We start from the raw sequence: 17,879 nt of genomic DNA on the forward strand, positions 1-17,879 counted from the left end.
GTCGTCAGGGGGTTTAAATGAGTTCAGCCTGCTTCATGGCGGCCGTCAGCTGCGGGCGCAGGCTGTCCGACATCACATGAAGGGGAAGGCGGATGCCTGCAGGAATCATGCCCAGCTCTTGCAGTACCCATTTGGCCGGAATCGGGTTGGGTTCGGCAAACAGCTGCTTGTGCAGACCTTGCAACTTGTCGTTCAGTTCGCGTGCCAAAGCCGCGTTACCGGCAATGGCGGCGTCGCACATCTGGCTCATCAGCTTCGGTGCAACATTGGAGGTGACGGAGATGACGCCATTACCACCACACAGCATGAATGCCATGCCGGTTGCGTCGTCGCCGGAGTACAGCGCAAAGTTCTTCGGGACACGGCTGATCAGGTCGCAAGCGCGGCCGATATCGCCTGTTGCATCCTTCAGCCCGATGATGCCAGGCACTTCGGTGAGGCGCAGTACGGTGTCATTATTCATGTCGGCAACAGTACGACCCGGTACGTTGTACAGGATTACCGGAATGTCGACACTTTCAGCAATTGCGCGGAAATGGCGATACATGCCTTCCTGCGTCGGCTTGTTGTAGTAGGGCACCACGGAAAGAGTCATGTCGGCGCCGGCCTGCTTGGCATGGGCTGCCAGTTCGATGGCTTCGGCGGTGGAGTTTGCCCCGGTACCGGCGATAACCTTGACGCGGCCCTTGGCCTGTTTGATGACCGCTTCGACAACAGCGATGTGTTCATCAACGGCGAGGGTGGCGGATTCACCAGTGGTACCAACGGCAACAATGCCGCTGGTGCCATTGTCGATGTGGAAATCGACCAGGCGGGAAAGGGATTCGAAGTCGACCCGACCATCTGCGGACATCGGGGTGACCAGGGCAACCAAGCTACCGGTAAGCATAGTTCTGCCTATATCTAGGGATGAGGATTCAAAGTCTTCGATTGTAGCGGAATTCCCCTACGGGTCAAAAGCATGTCATTGCATTTGGTGCCCGGCAGCGGAATGTCGTGCTGATGTGTTAGAATCCACGGTTTTTCCGATACTTACGGCTGGATTGGCTGAAGGATCCCAAGCGTGATTACGACAAGCAACATTACCATGCAGTTTGGCGTGAAGCCTTTGTTTGAAAAGGTTTCCGTCAAGTTTGGCGAAGGCAACCGTTATGGCCTGATTGGTGCCAACGGTTCCGGCAAATCGACTTTCATGAAGATTCTGGGTGGCGACCTGGAGCAGACCAGCGGTGAAGTGGCCATTGAGAACGGCCTGCGACTGGGTAAGCTGCGTCAGGACCAGTTTGCCTACGAAGACCAGCGCGTCATCGATGTGGTGATGATGGGCCATACCGAGATGTGGGCGGCAATGAGCGAGCGTGACGCCATTTATGCCAATCTCGAAGCGACTGAAGAAGACTACATGCACGCGGCCGAGCTGGAGGCCAAGTTTGCCGAATATGACGGCTATACTGCTGAAGCACGTGCCGGCGAACTGCTGATGGGCGTGGGCATTCCGGTGGAGCAGCACTTTGGTCCGATGAGTGAAGTGGCACCTGGCTGGAAGCTGCGTGTGCTGCTGGCACAGGCGCTGTTCTCCAACCCGGACATCCTGTTGCTGGACGAACCGACCAACAACTTGGACATCAACACCATTCGCTGGCTGGAGCATGTGCTGAACGAGCGCAACTCCACCATGATCATCATTTCCCACGACCGCCACTTCCTGAATTCCGTGTGTACCCACATGGCGGATCTGGACTACAACACCATCCGTATCTATCCGGGTAATTATGATGACTACATGATTGCCTCGGCCCAGGCTCGCGAACGTCAGCTGTCTTCCAACAGCAAGGCCAAGGAGCGTATCCAGGAACTGCAGGAATTCGTGGCCCGTTTTTCGGCCAACAAATCCAAGGCGCGTCAGGCAACTTCGCGCCTGAAGCAAGTGGACAAGTTGAAGTCGGAAATGGTGGAGGTGAAGCCTTCCAGCCGCCAGAACCCGTTCATTCGTTTCGAAACCGACGACAAGTTCAAGCTGCACCGCCAGGCGGTTGAAGTGGAAAACCTGAGCAAAGCCTACGACAGCAAGGTGCTGTTCAAGGACATGAGCTTCATCCTGGAAGCCGGTGCCCGCCTGGCCGTGATCGGCCCTAACGGCGCGGGTAAAACCTCGCTGGTCAAGCTGCTGGCTGGTGCGTTCGAACCCGCTTTTGCTGAAGGCCTGACTGCAGACTACGGCAATATCAAATGGGCGGAAAAAGCCCAGATCGGTTATTTCGCACAGGATCACGAAGCCGACTTCGACACCGACATGAACCTCACCGAATGGATGCGTGAGTGGGGTCAGGAAGGCGATGACGAGCAGGTGATCCGTGGCACGCTGGGCCGGCTGCTGTTTGGTGGCGACGAAGTGACCAAACCGGTACGTGTGCTGTCGGGTGGTGAAAAAGGTCGCATGCTGTATGGCAAGCTGATTCTGCAAAAGCCGAATGTGATGATCATGGACGAACCGACCAACCACATGGATATGGAGTCGATCGAGTCCCTGAACATGGCACTGGAAAAGTACAAGGGCACGCTGATTTTCGTCTCGCACGACCGTCAGTTCGTCAGCTCGCTGGCTACCCATGTGCTGGAGCTGGATGGCAAGGGTGGTTACGACTACTACACCGGCAATTACGAAGACTACCTGGCCAGCAAGGGTCTGGAATAAGCTGGAAATCGCTCTTTATTCAATGCCTTTGTCTTGTTGACAGATGGCTTAGAGCGATTGCTTTACCGACGGGGGCAGGTGCGCTATATTGCAGTGCGACATCGTGTTGCGCTGCAAAATCAGCGCACGATGCTCCCGTTTTTTGTAGCAAAAACATAATAACGACAAGACCAAACAGGAACCCGATCTTGAATGGGTCGATGGTGGAGCCCGAAAGTCGACCCGGCACCGGGTTGCCTGCAACCTCAAGTTAATGAAGGAAGAACCATGCGATTGAAAGGGAAAGTCTCCATCATCACTGGCGCTGCCAGCGGTATCGGTAAGGCGACTGCAGAGAAGTTTGTCAAGGAAGGTGCCATTGTTGCCGTCTGTGACCTGAACATCGATGCCGTGAATGTTGTGGTGGAAGAACTCAAGGCTCTGGGTGGGGAAGCTGTCGGCTACCAGGTCAATGTCACGGACAAGGCACAGATTGCCGATATGGTTGGCGATCTGAAAAACCGTTTTGGCCGCATCGACGTGCTGGTCAACAATGCTGGTATCGTGATGGATGCCCAGCTGATCAAGATGACCGACGACCAGTTTGACAAGGTGATCGACATCAACCTGAAGGGTGTTTACAACTGCGCCCGCGCCGTGGTGGATACCATGGTTGAACAGGGTGGCGGTGTGATCCTGAATGCCTCCTCCGTTGTTGGTGTATATGGCAACTTTGGTCAGACCAACTACGCGGCCACCAAGTTTGGCGTTATTGGCTTTGTCAAAACCTGGGCCAAGGAATTGGGCAAGAAAGGCATCCGTGCCAACGCCGTGTGCCCGGGCTTTGTGGCAACGCCCATCCTGAAATCCATGCCGGAAAAAGTGATCCAGGCCATGGAAGACAAGGTGCCGATGAAGCGTATGGCCGATCCGAGCGAAATCGCTAACGTCTATGCCTTCCTGGCATCGGACGAAGCCAGCTACATCAATGGTGCCGCCATTGAAGTAACCGGCGGCCTGACCCTGTAAATAACAGCAGGTCTACGCAATAAAACGCCCCGGCATGCCGGGGCGTTTGCTTGTCGGTGCACTGTGCCTGTTGCTGAGCAGATGTCGCGGTTCTTAGTCGTCCAGATCTGTGTCATGGGCAAGCAGGGCTGCTTCTACTTCGCGGCGGTGCAGATGCGGCGCAAACAGCTCGACAAAGGTATAGGCAAAGCCCCGCAGGTAGGCGTCCTTGCGAATGCCGATCTTGGTGGTGGATGGCTCGAACAGGTGGCCTGCATCGATAATGCGCAAACCGGCATCACGATTAGGCTCGAATGCCATGCTGGCGATGATGCCGATGCCCAGGCCCAAGGCAACATAAGTCTTGATCACGTCAGTATCGATGGCGGTCAGCACGACATTGGGGCTAAGGCCCTGGTCGGCAAAGGCTTTGTTGATCTTGGAGCGACCGGCAAAGGCAAAGTCGTAGGTGACAATGGGATAGCTGGCGATATCGGCCAGGGAAAGCGGGCGATCCAGCTGCAACAAGGGGTGGTCTTGCGGGACAACTACCGAGCGGTTCCACTCATAGCAAGGCAGCATGGCCAGCTCTTTATAAAGAGCGATGCCCTCGGTGGCAACGGCCAGGTCCGCCTCACCGGAAACCACCATCTCGCAAATCTGGGTGGGGCTACCCTGCTTGATCGATAGCTTGACCTTGGGATAGCGTTGCACGAAAGCGGCAATGGTGGGGGGCAGGGCGTAGCGTGCCTGCGTGTGGGTGGTGGCAATGGTGAGCGCGCCTTCCGACTCGCGCGAGAACTCATCCCCGACGCGCTTCAGGTTTTGCGCTTCGCGCAGGATGCGCTCGGAAATGCGCAATACTTCCTTGCCCGGTTCGGAAACGGAGACCACCCGCTTGCCATTGCGGATGAACACCTGAATGCCCAGCTCGTCTTCCAGCAAGCGGATTTGTTTGGAAATGCCCGGTTGCGAAGTGTGCAGTTTCTCTGCCGCTTCCGACACATTCAGACCCTGTTTGGCCACTTCGACCAGATAGCGTAGCTGTTGCAGTTTCATAAGACGGGCATATTCCATAAAACCTGTAGGCATTAAATACTAACACAATATTCTTTTAGGTTTATATAGGGCTTGGGTAGGATGATGCCCTAGCCAGACTTTACCTATTCGTGGAGCGCTCGATGAGCCTGGATGTAAAACTTGCAGCAACTCAAGCCCTGCTGACCGACATTGCCGCCAAACACCCGGACGCAGTGCTGGCCAACAGCTATGGTGCCGAAGACATGGTGCTGACCGACCTGATCGCCCGCCTGTCCCTGCCGCTGCAGGTGTTCAGCCTGGATACCGGTCGTCTGCCCGCCGAAACCTATACCCTCATGCAGCGGGTTGCCGAGCGTTATCCGGCAGTACCGGTCAAGGTTTACTTCCCGGAAACAGCGGCGACCGAAAGCTATGTCAACACCCATGGCATCAACGGTTTCTATCAAAGTGTCGAATTGCGCAAGTCCTGTTGCCAGATCCGCAAGATCGAGCCGCTAAAGCGCGCCTTGGCAGGCAAGTCGGCATGGATTACCGGCCTGCGACGCGAACAGTCGCCCACCCGGCAAGATCTGGGTAATCAGGAGTTTGACGCAGACAACGGTTTGATGAAATTCAATCCGCTGATCGAGTGGACCGAGGCCGAAGTATGGGAATACATCCGCAGCAACGATGTGCCGTACAACGCCCTGCATGATCAGCGTTACCCCTCCATCGGCTGCGCCCCTTGCACCCGTGCCATCACGGTTGGCGAAGACGTGCGCGCCGGACGCTGGTGGTGGGAAAATCCGGAATCCAAAGAGTGCGGACTGCACATCAAATCCAGTCCTCTGAAGCGCCCAGCATAAGGCTGGCCGTTCCTACCAGGCCAACCTTACCCAAGGACAAGCAACCATGTACCGTTATGATGAAGTCGACCATCGCATTGTGCGCGAGCGAGTCGAGCAATTTCGCGATCAGACCCAGCGCTTTCTGAGCGGCGCACTGACCGAAGACGAATTCCGCCCACTGCGCCTGATGAATGGTTTGTATGTGCAGCGCCATGCGCCCATGCTGCGCGTAGCCATTCCCTATGGTCACCTGTCCAGCCGTCAATTGCGCAAGCTGGCGCACATTGCCCGCACCTACGACAAGAATTACGCACACTTCACCACGCGTCAGAACATCCAGTTCAACTGGCCGGAACTGGCGCGCGTGCCGGATATCCTGGCAGAGCTGGCAGAGGTGGAAATGCATGCCATCCAGACTTCGGGCAACTGCGTGCGCAATACCACCACCGATGCCTTCGCCGGCGTCGCCCAGGACGAATTGCTTGATCCGCGTGCCTACTGCGAAATCATCCGCCAGTGGAGCACCCTGCATCCCGAGTTCGCCTTCCTGCCGCGCAAGTTCAAGATTGCCGTATCCGGTAGCCTGGAAGACCGTGCTGCAACGCAAGTGCACGACATCGGCCTGCATGTGGTGCGTAATGAGGCTGGTGAAGTCGGCTTCAAGGTGATTGTCGGTGGTGGTCTGGGACGTACCCCCATTGTTGGTGAAGTGGTGAAGGAATTCCTACCTACCCGTCATCTGCTGACCTATCTGGATGCAGTGCTGCGCGTCTATAACCGTTTTGGTCGTCGTGACAACAAGTACAAGGCGCGGATCAAGATTCTGGTCAAAGCCATGACCGTTGCCGGTTTTGCTGCCAAGGTTGAAGACGAATGGCTGCATCTGAAAGATGGCCCATCCACCCTGCGCGATGTGGATGTCGCCCATTACGCCAGTTACTTCACCGATCCGGCCTATGACGTACTGCCGTCCAATCCGGCGGAGCTGACAGAAAAACTGGCTGCAGAACCTGCATTTGCCCGCTGGCTGGAGCGTAATACCCGTCCTCACAAGCAGGCTGGTTATCGTTCTGTCGTGCTGTCATTGAAAAAGACCGGCGTACCACCGGGGGATATCACGGCAGACCAGATGGACGCCGCTGCCGACTGGGCAGACCGCTTTGGATATGGCGAACTTCGTGTTGCGCATGAGCAGAACCTGATCTTGCCGGATGTCCGTGAGCGCGACTTGTATGAAGTATGGCAACTGGCCAAGAGCCAAGGTTTTGCCACGCCGAATGTCGGCTTGCTGACCGACATCATCTGCTGCCCGGGCGGCGATTTCTGCAGCCTAGCCAACGCGCGCTCCATTCCTGTTGCCGAAGCTATCCAGACTCGCTTTGATGATCTGGACTACTTGTTCGACCTTGGCGAGATTGACTGCAATTTTTCCGGCTGCATGAATGCTTGCGGTCACCACCATATCGGCAACATCGGCATTCTGGGTGTGGATAAGAATGGCGAGGAGTGGTACCAGATCACTCTGGGTGGCAGCCAGGGGAGTCATACCACCATTGGCAAAGTGATCGGTCCCTCCTTCGCCCAGGCTGATGTGCCCCTGGCTTTTGAAAAAATCATGACGGTCTATCTGGAGCAGCGCACAAACGGAGAGCGCTTTATTGAAACCGTACGCCGTATCGGCCTCGACCCCTTCAAGGAGCGCGTGTATGCGAAGCATCATTAAAGACGGACAAGTTACGCAGGACAGCTGGCAGGTATTGCGAGCCGATGCACAAGGCCAATACCCGCAAGTGGCTGCCGATGTCGATGTGATTGTTCCGCTTGGACTGTGGCTGGCAGACAAGGCAGCTTGGCAGAACCGCCTTGGCAAAACTGCAGTTTGGCTGGCTCCGGACGACGATCCGGCCTTGCTGGCTGCCGATTTGTCCAGCTTGCCTCTGGTGGCGGTCGATTTCCCGGCCTTCACTGATGGTCGCGGTTACAGTCTTGGTCGCTTGTTGCGGGAGCGCTACAGCTATGCCGGTGAGCTAAGAGCCCTCGGCGACGTATGGGTGGATTTGCTGCATTATCTGTGGCAAGTAGGCTTCAATGCCTTCGAAATCAAGGATGGCAAGGATACTGATACTGCGCTGGCCGGATATGACACCTTCACGGAACGTTACCAATCGACACAGCGGGAACCTGTTCCGCTGTTTCGTCGGCGTGTAACATCTCAGTGATAGTGTCGTGCGAATGATACAAAAAGCCCGACTTGTTGCTGATTTATGATGCTTTTCTGCAACAACTTCGTGGCTTTTGCCGTCGTGCTGTGTTGACACCGGATTGACGCATTTCTATAGTGCCCGTTAACTGCATAAACACAGTTTGGCGCTTACCCTGTTGTTTGCAGTAGAATTGTCCGCGTGGTGTTTGCGTCAACCGCATCAATACCGATTCATAGATAAAAGAGGGAATAATATGACTAAACAGCTGAAACTGAGCGCCTTGGTTGCTGCTCTGCTGGTTTCCGCTAGCGCGTTCGCAGCTAAGCCGGGCTACACCGTTGATCAATCCACCGATGCCGTTTCCCGTAACAACTACGGCGAATGCTGGCATACCGCTTACTTCGACAAGGCTAAAGATGGTCTGGTTGAGTGTGGTGATCGCGAAGCTGCCAAGCCGGTTGCTCCGGTAGCTGAAGCTCCGAAGGCTGCTCCGGTTTCCGTGAAGGAACATGTAACCCTGTCCGCCAAGGTACTGTTCAACTTCGACAAGGCTACCCTGCGTCCGGATGCCAAGAGCGAACTGGATCCGTTGGTTGCCAAGCTGAAGGCCCACGCTGGCGAAGGTCATCTGAACGGTGTTGAAATCGACGGTTACACTGACTTCATGGGTTCCGACAAGCTGAACAACGCTCTGTCCCAGAAGCGTGCTGATGCTGTTAAGGCTTACTTCGTTGACGCTGGTGTTCCGGCTGAGAAGGTTACTGCCGTAGGCAAAGGCAAGGCTGATGCCAAGATGACCGACGAGTGCAAGGCCAAGTTCCCGAAATATGCCAAGAACAAGAAGCAAAATGCTGAAATCAAGGCATGCATCGAGCCGGATCGTCGTGTTGATGTAGTTATCGACGCCGTTAAGGTTACCACCCAGCAGTAAGCTGCTTTGGTAAACCCCGAAAAGCCCCACAAACGTGGGGCTTTTTTGTTTTATCACTTCTGATTGGATGGCTGGACGCTACCGCTTGCCGGCAGCTACAATCATAAGTTTTCAGGATGCTAGGCGTCAGATGCAGGTATTTCTAGGAGATCCACGACGTTTCGGGCTCGCTGGCTGTGCATTGACCATTGGAAACTTTGATGGCGTGCATCTTGGCCATCAGCACATGCTGCGGCGTCTCAAGGATGAGGCCACTGCGCGCTCCTTGCCCACAGCCTTGCTGACATTCGAGCCCCATCCTCGAGAGTTCTTTACCCGAAGTAATCCTCCTGCCCGCTTATCCACCTTGCGCGATAAGCTGAATGTCTTGCAAGCCTCCGGTCTGCTGGATTATGTGTTTGTCTTTCGCTTCAACCAGCGTTTTGCAAGCATGAGTGCGCAGGATTTTATCCAGGATGTTCTGGTTCGGGATCTGAAAACACGCTATCTGCTAATCGGCGATGATTTTCAGTTTGGTGCTGCGCGCCAAGGCAATTTTCAACTGCTATCGGCCTGTCCGCATTTTGTGACGGAAGCGATGCCATCGGTTTTGGTACAGGGAGAACGCGCTTCCAGTACGTTGGTGCGCGAACGGCTGGCTGTGGGAGACCTGGATGCAGCCAATGCATTGCTCGGGCGTCGCTACCAGATTTCCGGCAAAGTCATGCATGGTCAGAAGCTGGGACGTACCATCGGTTTTCCCACGGTTAATGTACATTTGCCTCATCTGAAACCGGCTTTGCAAGGTGTGTTTGTGGTAGAAGTAGATACCCCGTTCGGACGCAAGGGCGGGGTGGCCAGTCTGGGTCTCAACCCCACGGTCAGCAGTAGCAGTGATTACAAGTTGGAAGCACACCTGTTTGATTTTGCTGGCGATCTTTACGGCCAGCGCGTCACGGTGCATTTCCTGAAAAAGTTGCGCGACGAAGAGCGCTACGACAATTTGCCGGCATTGGTGGCGCAGATAGAACGAGACGCTGCCAGTGCCCATACTTATTTGACCAGTTTGCAGCGAGAGCAGGCATGAGCATCGATTACCGTAAAACCGTCAACCTGCTGGATACCCCGTTCGCCATGCGAGGGGATCTGGCCAAACGCGAACCTGCCTGGGTCAAGCGTTGGCAGGAACAGAAGCGCTATGACAAAGTGCGTAAATTGTCTGCCGGTCGCCCTAAATTCATTCTGCATGACGGCCCGCCGTATGCCAATGGCGACATTCATATCGGCCATGCGGTCAATAAGGTGCTGAAGGACATCATCGTCCGCTCCAAAACACTGGCAGGTTTCGATGCCCCCTATGTGCCGGGCTGGGATTGCCATGGTTTGCCGATCGAATTGATGGTGGAGAAACTGCACGGTAAATCCATCCCCGCTGCCAAGTTCCGCGAGCTGTGCCGTGAGTATGCCAAGGAGCAAATCTCCCGTCAGAAGAAGGACTTCATTCGCCTGGGCGTACTGGGCGATTGGGACAATCCCTACCTGACCATGGACTTCAAGACTGAAGCGGACATCGTCCGTACCCTGGGTACGATTTACAGCAACGGTTATCTGTTCAAGGGCGAAAAGCCCGTGCACTGGTGCATTGAGTGCGGTTCTGCACTGGCCGAGGCCGAGGTTGAGTACGAAGACAAGAACTCCCCTGCCATCGACGTTGGTTTCCGTGTGCAGGATCTGAACAAGCTGGCTGCCGCATTCGGTCTGAGCGCCGAACAGGTTGCAGGTGCCATGGCTGTCATCTGGACAACCACGCCGTGGACACTGCCGGCCAACCAGGCTGTTGCGGTCAGTGCTGCGCTGACCTACCAGTTGATCGATACGCCGAAAGGCAAGTTGATTCTGGTCAAGGAGCTGGCCGAGTCGGCGCTGCAACGCTATGGTTTTGCTGATGTCAAGGTGCTGGCAGAAACCACAGGCGACAAGCTGGAGTTGTTGCAACTGCAACATCCCTTCTATGGCCGCAGCGTACCCGTCATTTGCGGGGACCACGTTACGACCGATGCAGGTACCGGTCTGGTGCATACCGCACCGGCTCACGGTCTGGAAGACTTCCAGGTTGGCCAGCAATACGGTCTACCCATCGACAACCCGGTGGCCGATGATGGCCGCTACAAGTCCACGACCGAGTTGTTTGCCGGCCTGTCGGTATGGGAAGCCAATCCCAAAGTCATCGAAACGCTGGAACAGCATGGCACCCTGATTCATCAGGCCCGCTTGCTGCATAGCTACCCGCATTGCTGGCGTCACAAAACGCCCATCATTTTCCGCGCGACTGCCCAATGGTTCATTGGCATGGACAAGCAGGGCAAGGATGGTGTTGCCCTGCGTGAGCGAGCCAAGAGCGCAGTAGATGCAACCGAATTCTTCCCTGCATGGGGACGTGCGCGTCTGGAGGCCATGATTGGCAACCGTCCGGACTGGTGCGTATCGCGCCAGCGCAACTGGGGCGTGCCGATGACCTTCTTCGTGCACAAGGAAACCGGCGAACTGCATCCGCGCTCGTTGGCCTTGCTGGAAGAAGTGGCGCTGCGCATCGAACAGCAGGGCATCGAAGCCTGGTTCAGCCTGGATGCACAGGAGCTGCTGGGTAGCGAAGCCGCCGAGTATCGCAAGTTGTCCGATACCCTGGACGTATGGTTCGACTCCGGTTCCACCCACTTTGCCGTGCTCAAGCAGCGTCCGGAACTGGCTTGGCCAGCCGACCTGTATCTGGAAGGTAGTGACCAGCATCGCGGCTGGTTCCAGTCCTCCTTGCTGACCGGTTGTGCCACCATTGGTCGTGCGCCGTACAAGCAATTGCTGACCCACGGTTTCGTGGTGGATGGCAAGGGTCTGAAGATGTCCAAGTCCAAGGGCAATGTGGTGGCTCCACAGAAGGTGAACGACAGTCTGGGCGCTGACATCCTGCGTCTGTGGGTGGCTTCCACCGATTATTCCGGCGAGCTGGCGATTTCTGATGAAATCCTCAAGCGAGTGACTGAAAGCTACCGCCGCCTGCGTAATACCCTGCGCTTCTTGCTGGCTAATCTGTCGGATTTTGATCCGTTGGAAAATGCCGTGCCGTTTGGTGAAATGCTGGAGCTGGATCAATACGCCCTGTTGATGGCGCGTCAGGTTCAGGAAAAAGTGGCGGGCGAGCTATACACCCGCTATGCCTTCCACCATGCCATGCAGGAAGTAGTGAATTATTGCTCGGAAGACCTGGGTGCTTTCTATCTGGATATCATCAAGGACCGTCTGTACACCACCAAGGCAGACAGTCATGCGCGCCGCAGCGCCCAGACCGCACTCTATCATCTCAGCCGCAGCTTGCTGCTGCTGATTGCGCCGGTATTGTGTTTCACTGCGGATGAAGCTTGGGAAGTCCTTACTAAGAGCGAAGAAGAATCTACTCTTTATCATACTTGGCATGAGTTCCCGGCCCTCACCGCAGCCAGCGAGCAAGCCTTGCAGCAGAAGTGGGAGGCTATTCGCAGCCTGCGCGCCCAGGTCAACAAGCAGATTGAAGAACTGCGTAGTGCCGACCAGCTGGGCTCCTCTCTACAGGCTGAGCTGGATATCGAGGCCGCCGGCGACTTGTACCAGCAACTGGCCAGCCTGGGTGACGATCTCAAGTTCGTGCTCATCGTCTCGGCAGCACGCGTTCGTGAAGCTCAGGAGACCCGTATCACTGTAACCCCTTCGGCGCATCAGAAATGTGATCGCTGCTGGCACTATCGAGCTGATGTGGGGTCTCATGCCGGTCATGGCGCAGTATGTGGACGCTGCGTCGATAATATCGATGGCAAGGGTGAAGTCAGAGCGCACGCCTGATTGATCCCTAGCTTCCCCCGGACTTGCTCCGGGGGATAGACCGGTAAGGAAGTCATCAAATGGAATCTGTCATGCAGGTGCCTCAAGCCAGAGTCTGGGGCAAATGGATAGGGCTGGCATTGCTGGTCATTATTCTGGACCAGCTTTCCAAGATTTATTTCAACACGCAGTACCAGTTTGGTGAAATGCGGGATGTCATCCCCGGCTATTTCAGTTTCACCCTGATTTACAACCCGGGTGCCGCATTCAGTTTCCTGCGGGATGCAGGCGGTTGGCAAAAGTACTTGTTCACCCTGCTGGCGCTTGGTGTTTCTGCCTATCTGGGGTGGAACATCATCCGGGGCCGTTTCAGCAAGCTGATGAATATTGCCGCCAGTTTCATTATGGGCGGAGCCATCGGGAATGTGATTGACCGGCTGGCCTATGGCCATGTTGTCGATTTCATCCTGGTGCATTATCAGCACAGCTGGTATTACCCTGCTTTTAACCTGGCAGACTCCTTCATTTGTGTCGGTGCTGTACTGATGGTGCTCGATAGTCTTAAGCAACCCAAAGTGCATTGAACCCTTTTTTGCCATCTGTGTGATGGCGTTTTGCAAGGATTACAGATGACGAAGACCATTATGCTGGCCAACCCGCGCGGGTTTTGTGCCGGAGTGGACCGGGCCATCGCCATCGTCGAGCGTGCGATCGAGAAGTTTGGCGCACCCATTTATGTAAGGCATGAAGTGGTGCACAACCGGTTTGTGGTGGAAAACCTGCGTGCGAAGGGTGCCATTTTCATCGAAGAACTGAAAGACGTTCCGGCGGGAAGCACACTGGTGTACTCCGCGCATGGTGTGCCGCTGGCTGTACGTGCCGAAGCCGAAGCGCTTGGCTTGCAAGTCTTTGATGCCACCTGTCCGCTGGTGACCAAGGTGCATGTCGAAGTGAAGCGCATGCACAAGGCCGCGATGGAAATCATCATGATTGGCCATGCCGGCCATCCGGAAGTCGAAGGCACCATGGGCCAGGTCGATAGCGGCATGTACCTGGTGGAAAGTGTTGAGGATGTTGCCCGCCTTGAAGTGCGCAACCCCTCGGCTCTGTCCTATGTTAGTCAGACCACGCTTTCTGTCGATGAAACCCGCGACATTATTGCAGCACTCAAACAGCGCTTTCCTGCCATCACTAGTCCCAAAAAGGACGATATCTGCTATGCCACGCAGAATCGCCAGGATGCGGTCAAGCTGCTGTCCGACCAGTGCGACATCATCGTGGTGGTTGGCTCCGCCAATAGCTCCAACTCCAATCGTCTGAGAGAAGTTGCCGCGTTGCGGGGAGTGGACGCGTATATGGTGGACAATGCCTCTTTGCTTAAGCCAGAGTGGTTTGATGGCAAGCAGCGAGTTGGTGTCACTGCAGGAGCCAGCGCTCCGGAAGTGCTGGTCCAGGCAGTTATCGAGCAGATTCGCAGCTATGGTGCTGAAAGTGTTTCTGAACTCAGTGGAGTGGAAGAATCCACGGTTTTTGCCCTGCCTCCAGGCTTGCGAGACCCGCATTAGTTCAGATTCAACCTGACAAAAAAGGCTCTGCATTGGCAGAGCCTTTTTGTTTTTCGGCGGCAATCAGCTGTGCTTTCCTGCTTTTCCGCCATACAAGTGGGTGATTTCTCCTGCAGCCCGCATCACCAGAGAACCCAGGTGAGTGATGCGCTCATCCGGAATACGCGATGCAGGTCCGGAAATCGAGATGGCAGCAAAGGCATTGCCTGATTCATCGTAAATGCAACTGGCAACACAGCGCAGGCCAACTGCATGTTCACCATCATCAAAGGCAAATCCCTGTTTATGGATTTGCACTATCTCTTCTTTCAATCGCGCCGGGCTTGTGATGGTGTTCCCGGTAAACTGAGGCAAGCCAGTCTTCTGCAGGATGCGCACAAGGTGTACTTCATCTTGTGCAGCAAGAAATGCCTTGCCTGCGCCAGATGCGTGCAATGGCAGGCGTCCTCCTATCGGGGCGAGCATCCGCATCAGCTCCCGGCATTGGACTTGTCCAACGACAACGCTTTGCCAGGCTTCCGTATCAAAAACAACCAGATTGCTGGTTTCCCCTGCGGCCTCCATGACTTGCCGCAAGATTGGCATTGCGAGCGTAGACAGGTCGCGGCTGCTCAGAAAACCGCTCCCGACAGTAAACGCGCGTACACCAATGCTCCACAGCCCAAGGTCCCCGGTCTGCTGAACGAAACCCATTTGTTGCATGGTGGTCAGCAAACGATGTGTCGTGGAGTTGGGCAATCCCACTTGTATGGAAAGGTCGGTCAGCATGATGCCAGCAGGTGCTTCAGCAATGCGTTCCAGCAAAACCAGCCCCCGGGTTAGCGATTGTACTTGGCCAGTGCTGCTTGCCGTGCCATCGGTACGCTTACGTATATTGCCTCGGGCGGGAAGTGTATCGGCTTTGCTCATAAATCCTCGTGCTGAGTGTGGATTGGGCGTTGTCGCAGCTGGATTTTACGCCTTAGGTACAGTTGAGTGTAATAACTGCCTGAGCATGAGCTTGTTAAATGCAGAATAATAAAAAATGGTATGTTATTCCATAGTTAAAAAAATACTAACTAACTGAATATAAATAATATTTTTTTAAAAATTATAAAAATGGAAACTACTTCCATTTGCCATTGACTGAAAATTGTCGCGCGAGATAGTCTCCCAAGAAAATGGGCTGCAACCAGTGTGGTGAGGCCTGCTTAACTCAGGAGCTATCCAATGGCCAAAATGCGAGCAATCGAGGCTGCAGTACATGTACTGATCAAAGAGGGTGTAACGACAGCATTTGGTGTCCCCGGTGCGGCGATCAATCCCTTGTATGCAGGCATGAAAAAAATCGGTGGCATACGTCATTTTCTGGCACGCCATGTTGAAGGGGCCTCTCATATGGCGGAAGGTTATACGCGCGCGCGGTCCGGCAATATCGGCGTCTGTATCGGCACCTCCGGCCCAGCGGGTACCGACATGATTACTGGCTTGTACTCCGCTGCGGCAGATTCCATTCCCATCCTGTGCATTACCGGGCAGGCACCACGCTCACGATTGCACAAGGAAGATTTCCAGGCAGTGGATATCAAGGAAATTGCCCGGCCAGTGTCCAAGTGGGCGACTACTGTGATGGAGCCCGCACAATTACCAGGTGCGCTGCAACAAGCATTTCATTTGATGCGTTCAGGACGGCCTGGACCGGTATTGCTGGATCTACCCTTTGATGTGCAGATGGCTGAAATCGAATTTGACCCGGAAACCTATCAATCCATACCTGCCTTCAAACCCAGTGCCACCCGTGCGCAAATTGAAAAGGCACTTGCAATGCTGTTGGAGGCCGAGCGTCCAGTTATTGTGGCAGGCGGTGGTGTGATCAATGCCAATGCCTCCGCGTTGCTGACACAGTTTGCTGAAATTGTTCAGATTCCAGTGATTCCGACGCTGATGGGGTGGGGGTGTATTCCTGACGATCATCCTCTGATGGCAGGTATGGCTGGATTGCAAACCTCACATCGCTATGGCAATGCCACACTTCTGGCTGCTGATTTTGTCTTTGGTATTGGAAATCGCTGGGCCAACCGTCATACCGGATCGGTCGAAGTCTATACCCATGGACGTAAATTCGTTCACATCGATATCGAGTCCACCCAAATCGGTCGGGTTTTCCCCCCCGATTTTGGTATCACCTCTGATGCTGCCATGGCATTGGAGCTATTGATAGAAGTTGCTTGTGAATGGCGCGTTCAAGGCCGCCTAACCATTCGGGATGAGTGGCTGCTGGCGTGCCAGCATCGAAAAGCCAGTATGTTGCGTCGATCGGACCAAGCCGACAAACCAATCAAACCGATGCGGGTGTATGAAGAGATGAATCGCCATTTCGGTCGGGATGTCCGTTATGTCAGCACCATCGGTTTATCGCAGATTGCTGCAGCCCAGTTCCTACATGTTTATCAGCCACGCAACTGGATTAACTGTGGCCAGGCTGGGCCACTGGGCTGGACTATCCCAGCAGCACTTGGTGCCAAGGTGGGGGATTCCACGCGTGATGTAGTTGCCATCTCTGGAGATTATGACTTCCAGTTCATGCTGGAAGAGCTCGCAGTCGGCGCTCAGTTCCGTATTCCTTACATCCATGTTTTGGTTAACAACAGCTATCTGGGTCTTATTCGCCAGGCACAGCGCCAGTTTGATATCGACTACTGCGTACAACTAAGTTTCGAGAACATCAATGCTCCGGAGCTGGGTAATTACGGTGTTGATCACATCAAGGTGGTGGAAGGGTTGGGGTGTAAAGCGGTACGAGTGACTGACCCAGAGCAGCTGGCAACAGGCTTTGCAGAAGCCCGCCGGTTGATGGAGGCATTTTCTGTACCCGTCGTAGTTGAGGTAATCCTAGAACGAGTTACCAATATCGCCATGGGCACTGAAATCAATGCCATCAATGAATTTGAAGATATTGTCGATTTGACCGTGTAAGTCGGCAATAACCGTGTGGCCGTCAAACTTGACCGGCCGACATCCTATGGGAGAGTCCTATGCCAAGATTTGCCGCCAACCTCAGCATGCTGTTTAACGAAGTGGATTTTCTATCACGTTTTCAAGCAGCAGCCAAAGCGGGATTTCGGGGAGTTGAATACCTGTTTCCCTATGGTTATGACAAGCAGCTGTTGGCTGAGCTATTGGATAAGCACCAGCTGGAACAAGTAATACACAACCTTCCTGCTGGGAATTGGGCTGCAGGTGAACGTGGAATAGCTTGCCTGCCTGACCGCAAATCAGAATTTCAGGATGGGGTAGGCGAGGCAATTAGCTATGCCAAAGCATTAGGATGCCGTCAATTAAATGTTTTGGCAGGGATACGGCCCCAAAATGCAGATGCTGATGTTGTGCAGGAAACCCTGCACAACAACCTGCGGTTTGCTGCAAAAGCCTTAAAGGCAGAAGGCATAAAACTTTTGGTGGAACCTATCAATACATTTGATATTCCCGGTTTTGTAGTCTCTCGAACCCGTCAGGTGCTGGCAATGATCAGGGAGCTTGGTTGCGACAATCTCTATGTTCAGTACGACGTCTATCACATGCAACGTATGGAGGGTGAACTGGCCCAAACGCTGCAGCTACAGCTGCCGCATATAGCACATATCCAGCTGGCGGATAATCCCGGTCGGCACGAGCCTGGAACAGGGGAAATCAATTACTCCTTCTTGTTCAGTTTTTTGGATCGTATTGGCTATCAAGGTTGGATTGGCTGCGAATACAAGCCTAAAAGTACTACCGTCGCTGGCTTGGGATGGATAAGCCAGTATCTGTGAGTTCATTAAA

Annotated in this window: 15 protein-coding genes; 12 read left to right on the top strand and 3 right to left on the bottom strand. The window is 54.5% G+C overall.

What is annotated here, in order from left to right; genetic code table 11:
• Positions 1–13: 13 nt before the first annotated feature.
• Positions 14–889 (bottom strand): 4-hydroxy-tetrahydrodipicolinate synthase, encoded by an 876-nt coding sequence (gene dapA, locus HWX34_RS11455; protein ID WP_178972359.1) that lies wholly within the window; start codon positions 887–889, stop codon positions 14–16.
• 174 nt (positions 890–1,063) lie between these two features.
• Between dapA and HWX34_RS11460 the strand changes: the two genes are divergently transcribed.
• Both HWX34_RS11460 and fabG read left to right on the top strand, forming a co-directional pair.
• Positions 1,064–2,695: an ABC-F family ATPase gene (locus tag HWX34_RS11460; protein WP_178972360.1), complete on the top strand. Its 1,632-nt coding sequence runs from the start codon at positions 1,064–1,066 to the stop codon at positions 2,693–2,695.
• 267 nt (positions 2,696–2,962) lie between these two features.
• On the top strand, positions 2,963–3,703 hold the full coding sequence (gene fabG, locus HWX34_RS11465; protein ID WP_045847603.1) for a 3-oxoacyl-ACP reductase FabG: 741 nt from the start codon (positions 2,963–2,965) through the stop codon (positions 3,701–3,703).
• A 93-nt stretch (positions 3,704–3,796) separates the two neighbouring features.
• On the opposite strand, the gene cysB is transcribed toward fabG, so the two are convergent.
• On the bottom strand, positions 3,797–4,741 hold the full coding sequence (gene cysB / locus HWX34_RS11470; protein WP_178972361.1) for an HTH-type transcriptional regulator CysB: 945 nt from the start codon (positions 4,739–4,741) through the stop codon (positions 3,797–3,799).
• 122 nt (positions 4,742–4,863) lie between these two features.
• Here cysB and HWX34_RS11475 point away from each other — a divergent pair, with 122 nt between their 5' ends.
• The 8 genes from HWX34_RS11475 to ispH all read left to right on the top strand — a co-directional run bounded on the left by HWX34_RS11475 (position 4,864) and on the right by ispH (position 14,078).
• Complete coding sequence (locus HWX34_RS11475; RefSeq protein ID WP_178972362.1) at positions 4,864–5,568, top strand: phosphoadenylyl-sulfate reductase; 705 nt, start codon at positions 4,864–4,866, stop codon at positions 5,566–5,568.
• Positions 5,569–5,614: 46 nt separating this feature from the next.
• Positions 5,615–7,273 carry a nitrite/sulfite reductase gene (locus tag HWX34_RS11480; RefSeq protein ID WP_178972363.1) on the top strand — a complete coding sequence of 553 codons (1,659 nt, stop codon included), beginning with the start codon at positions 5,615–5,617 and terminating at the stop codon, positions 7,271–7,273.
• Positions 7,257–7,769, top strand: coding sequence for a DUF934 domain-containing protein (locus HWX34_RS11485; RefSeq protein ID WP_178972364.1), 513 nt, complete (start codon positions 7,257–7,259; stop codon positions 7,767–7,769). Before HWX34_RS11480 ends, HWX34_RS11485 begins: the two co-directional genes overlap by 17 nt.
• A 238-nt stretch (positions 7,770–8,007) precedes the next feature.
• Positions 8,008–8,685: an OmpA family protein gene (locus HWX34_RS11490; RefSeq protein ID WP_178972365.1), complete on the top strand. Its 678-nt coding sequence runs from the start codon at positions 8,008–8,010 to the stop codon at positions 8,683–8,685.
• Positions 8,686–8,815: 130 nt separating this feature from the next.
• Positions 8,816–9,751: a bifunctional riboflavin kinase/FAD synthetase gene (locus tag HWX34_RS11495; protein ID WP_178972366.1), complete on the top strand. Its 936-nt coding sequence runs from the start codon at positions 8,816–8,818 to the stop codon at positions 9,749–9,751.
• Entirely contained in the window at positions 9,748–12,534 is a 2,787-nt protein-coding gene (gene ileS, locus HWX34_RS11500; protein ID WP_178972367.1) for an isoleucine--tRNA ligase, read from the top strand. The genes HWX34_RS11495 and ileS overlap by 4 nt, the downstream gene beginning before the upstream one ends.
• Positions 12,535–12,605: 71 nt before the next feature.
• The gene (lspA, locus tag HWX34_RS11505) at positions 12,606–13,097 is read left to right on the top strand and encodes a signal peptidase II (RefSeq protein WP_255496685.1); all 492 of its coding nucleotides are present in this window, start codon (positions 12,606–12,608) and stop codon (positions 13,095–13,097) included.
• Between the two features lie 45 nt (positions 13,098–13,142).
• Positions 13,143–14,078: a 4-hydroxy-3-methylbut-2-enyl diphosphate reductase gene (gene ispH / locus HWX34_RS11510; RefSeq protein ID WP_178972369.1), complete on the top strand. Its 936-nt coding sequence runs from the start codon at positions 13,143–13,145 to the stop codon at positions 14,076–14,078.
• 63 nt (positions 14,079–14,141) lie between these two features.
• On the opposite strand, the gene iclR is transcribed toward ispH, so the two are convergent.
• Complete coding sequence (gene iclR / locus HWX34_RS11515; RefSeq protein WP_178972370.1) at positions 14,142–14,987, bottom strand: glyoxylate bypass operon transcriptional repressor IclR; 846 nt, start codon at positions 14,985–14,987, stop codon at positions 14,142–14,144.
• 300 nt (positions 14,988–15,287) lie between these two features.
• Between iclR and gcl the strand changes: the two genes are divergently transcribed.
• Entirely contained in the window at positions 15,288–17,033 is a 1,746-nt protein-coding gene (gcl, locus tag HWX34_RS11520) for a glyoxylate carboligase (RefSeq protein WP_178972371.1), read from the top strand.
• 59 nt (positions 17,034–17,092) lie between these two features.
• Positions 17,093–17,869 carry a hydroxypyruvate isomerase gene (gene hyi / locus HWX34_RS11525; protein ID WP_178972372.1) on the top strand — a complete coding sequence of 259 codons (777 nt, stop codon included), beginning with the start codon at positions 17,093–17,095 and terminating at the stop codon, positions 17,867–17,869.
• Positions 17,870–17,879 lie beyond the last annotated feature (10 nt).

This window comes from Aquitalea sp. LB_tupeE (assembly GCF_013391415.1).
Lineage (GTDB): Bacteria > Pseudomonadota > Gammaproteobacteria > Burkholderiales > Chromobacteriaceae > Aquitalea.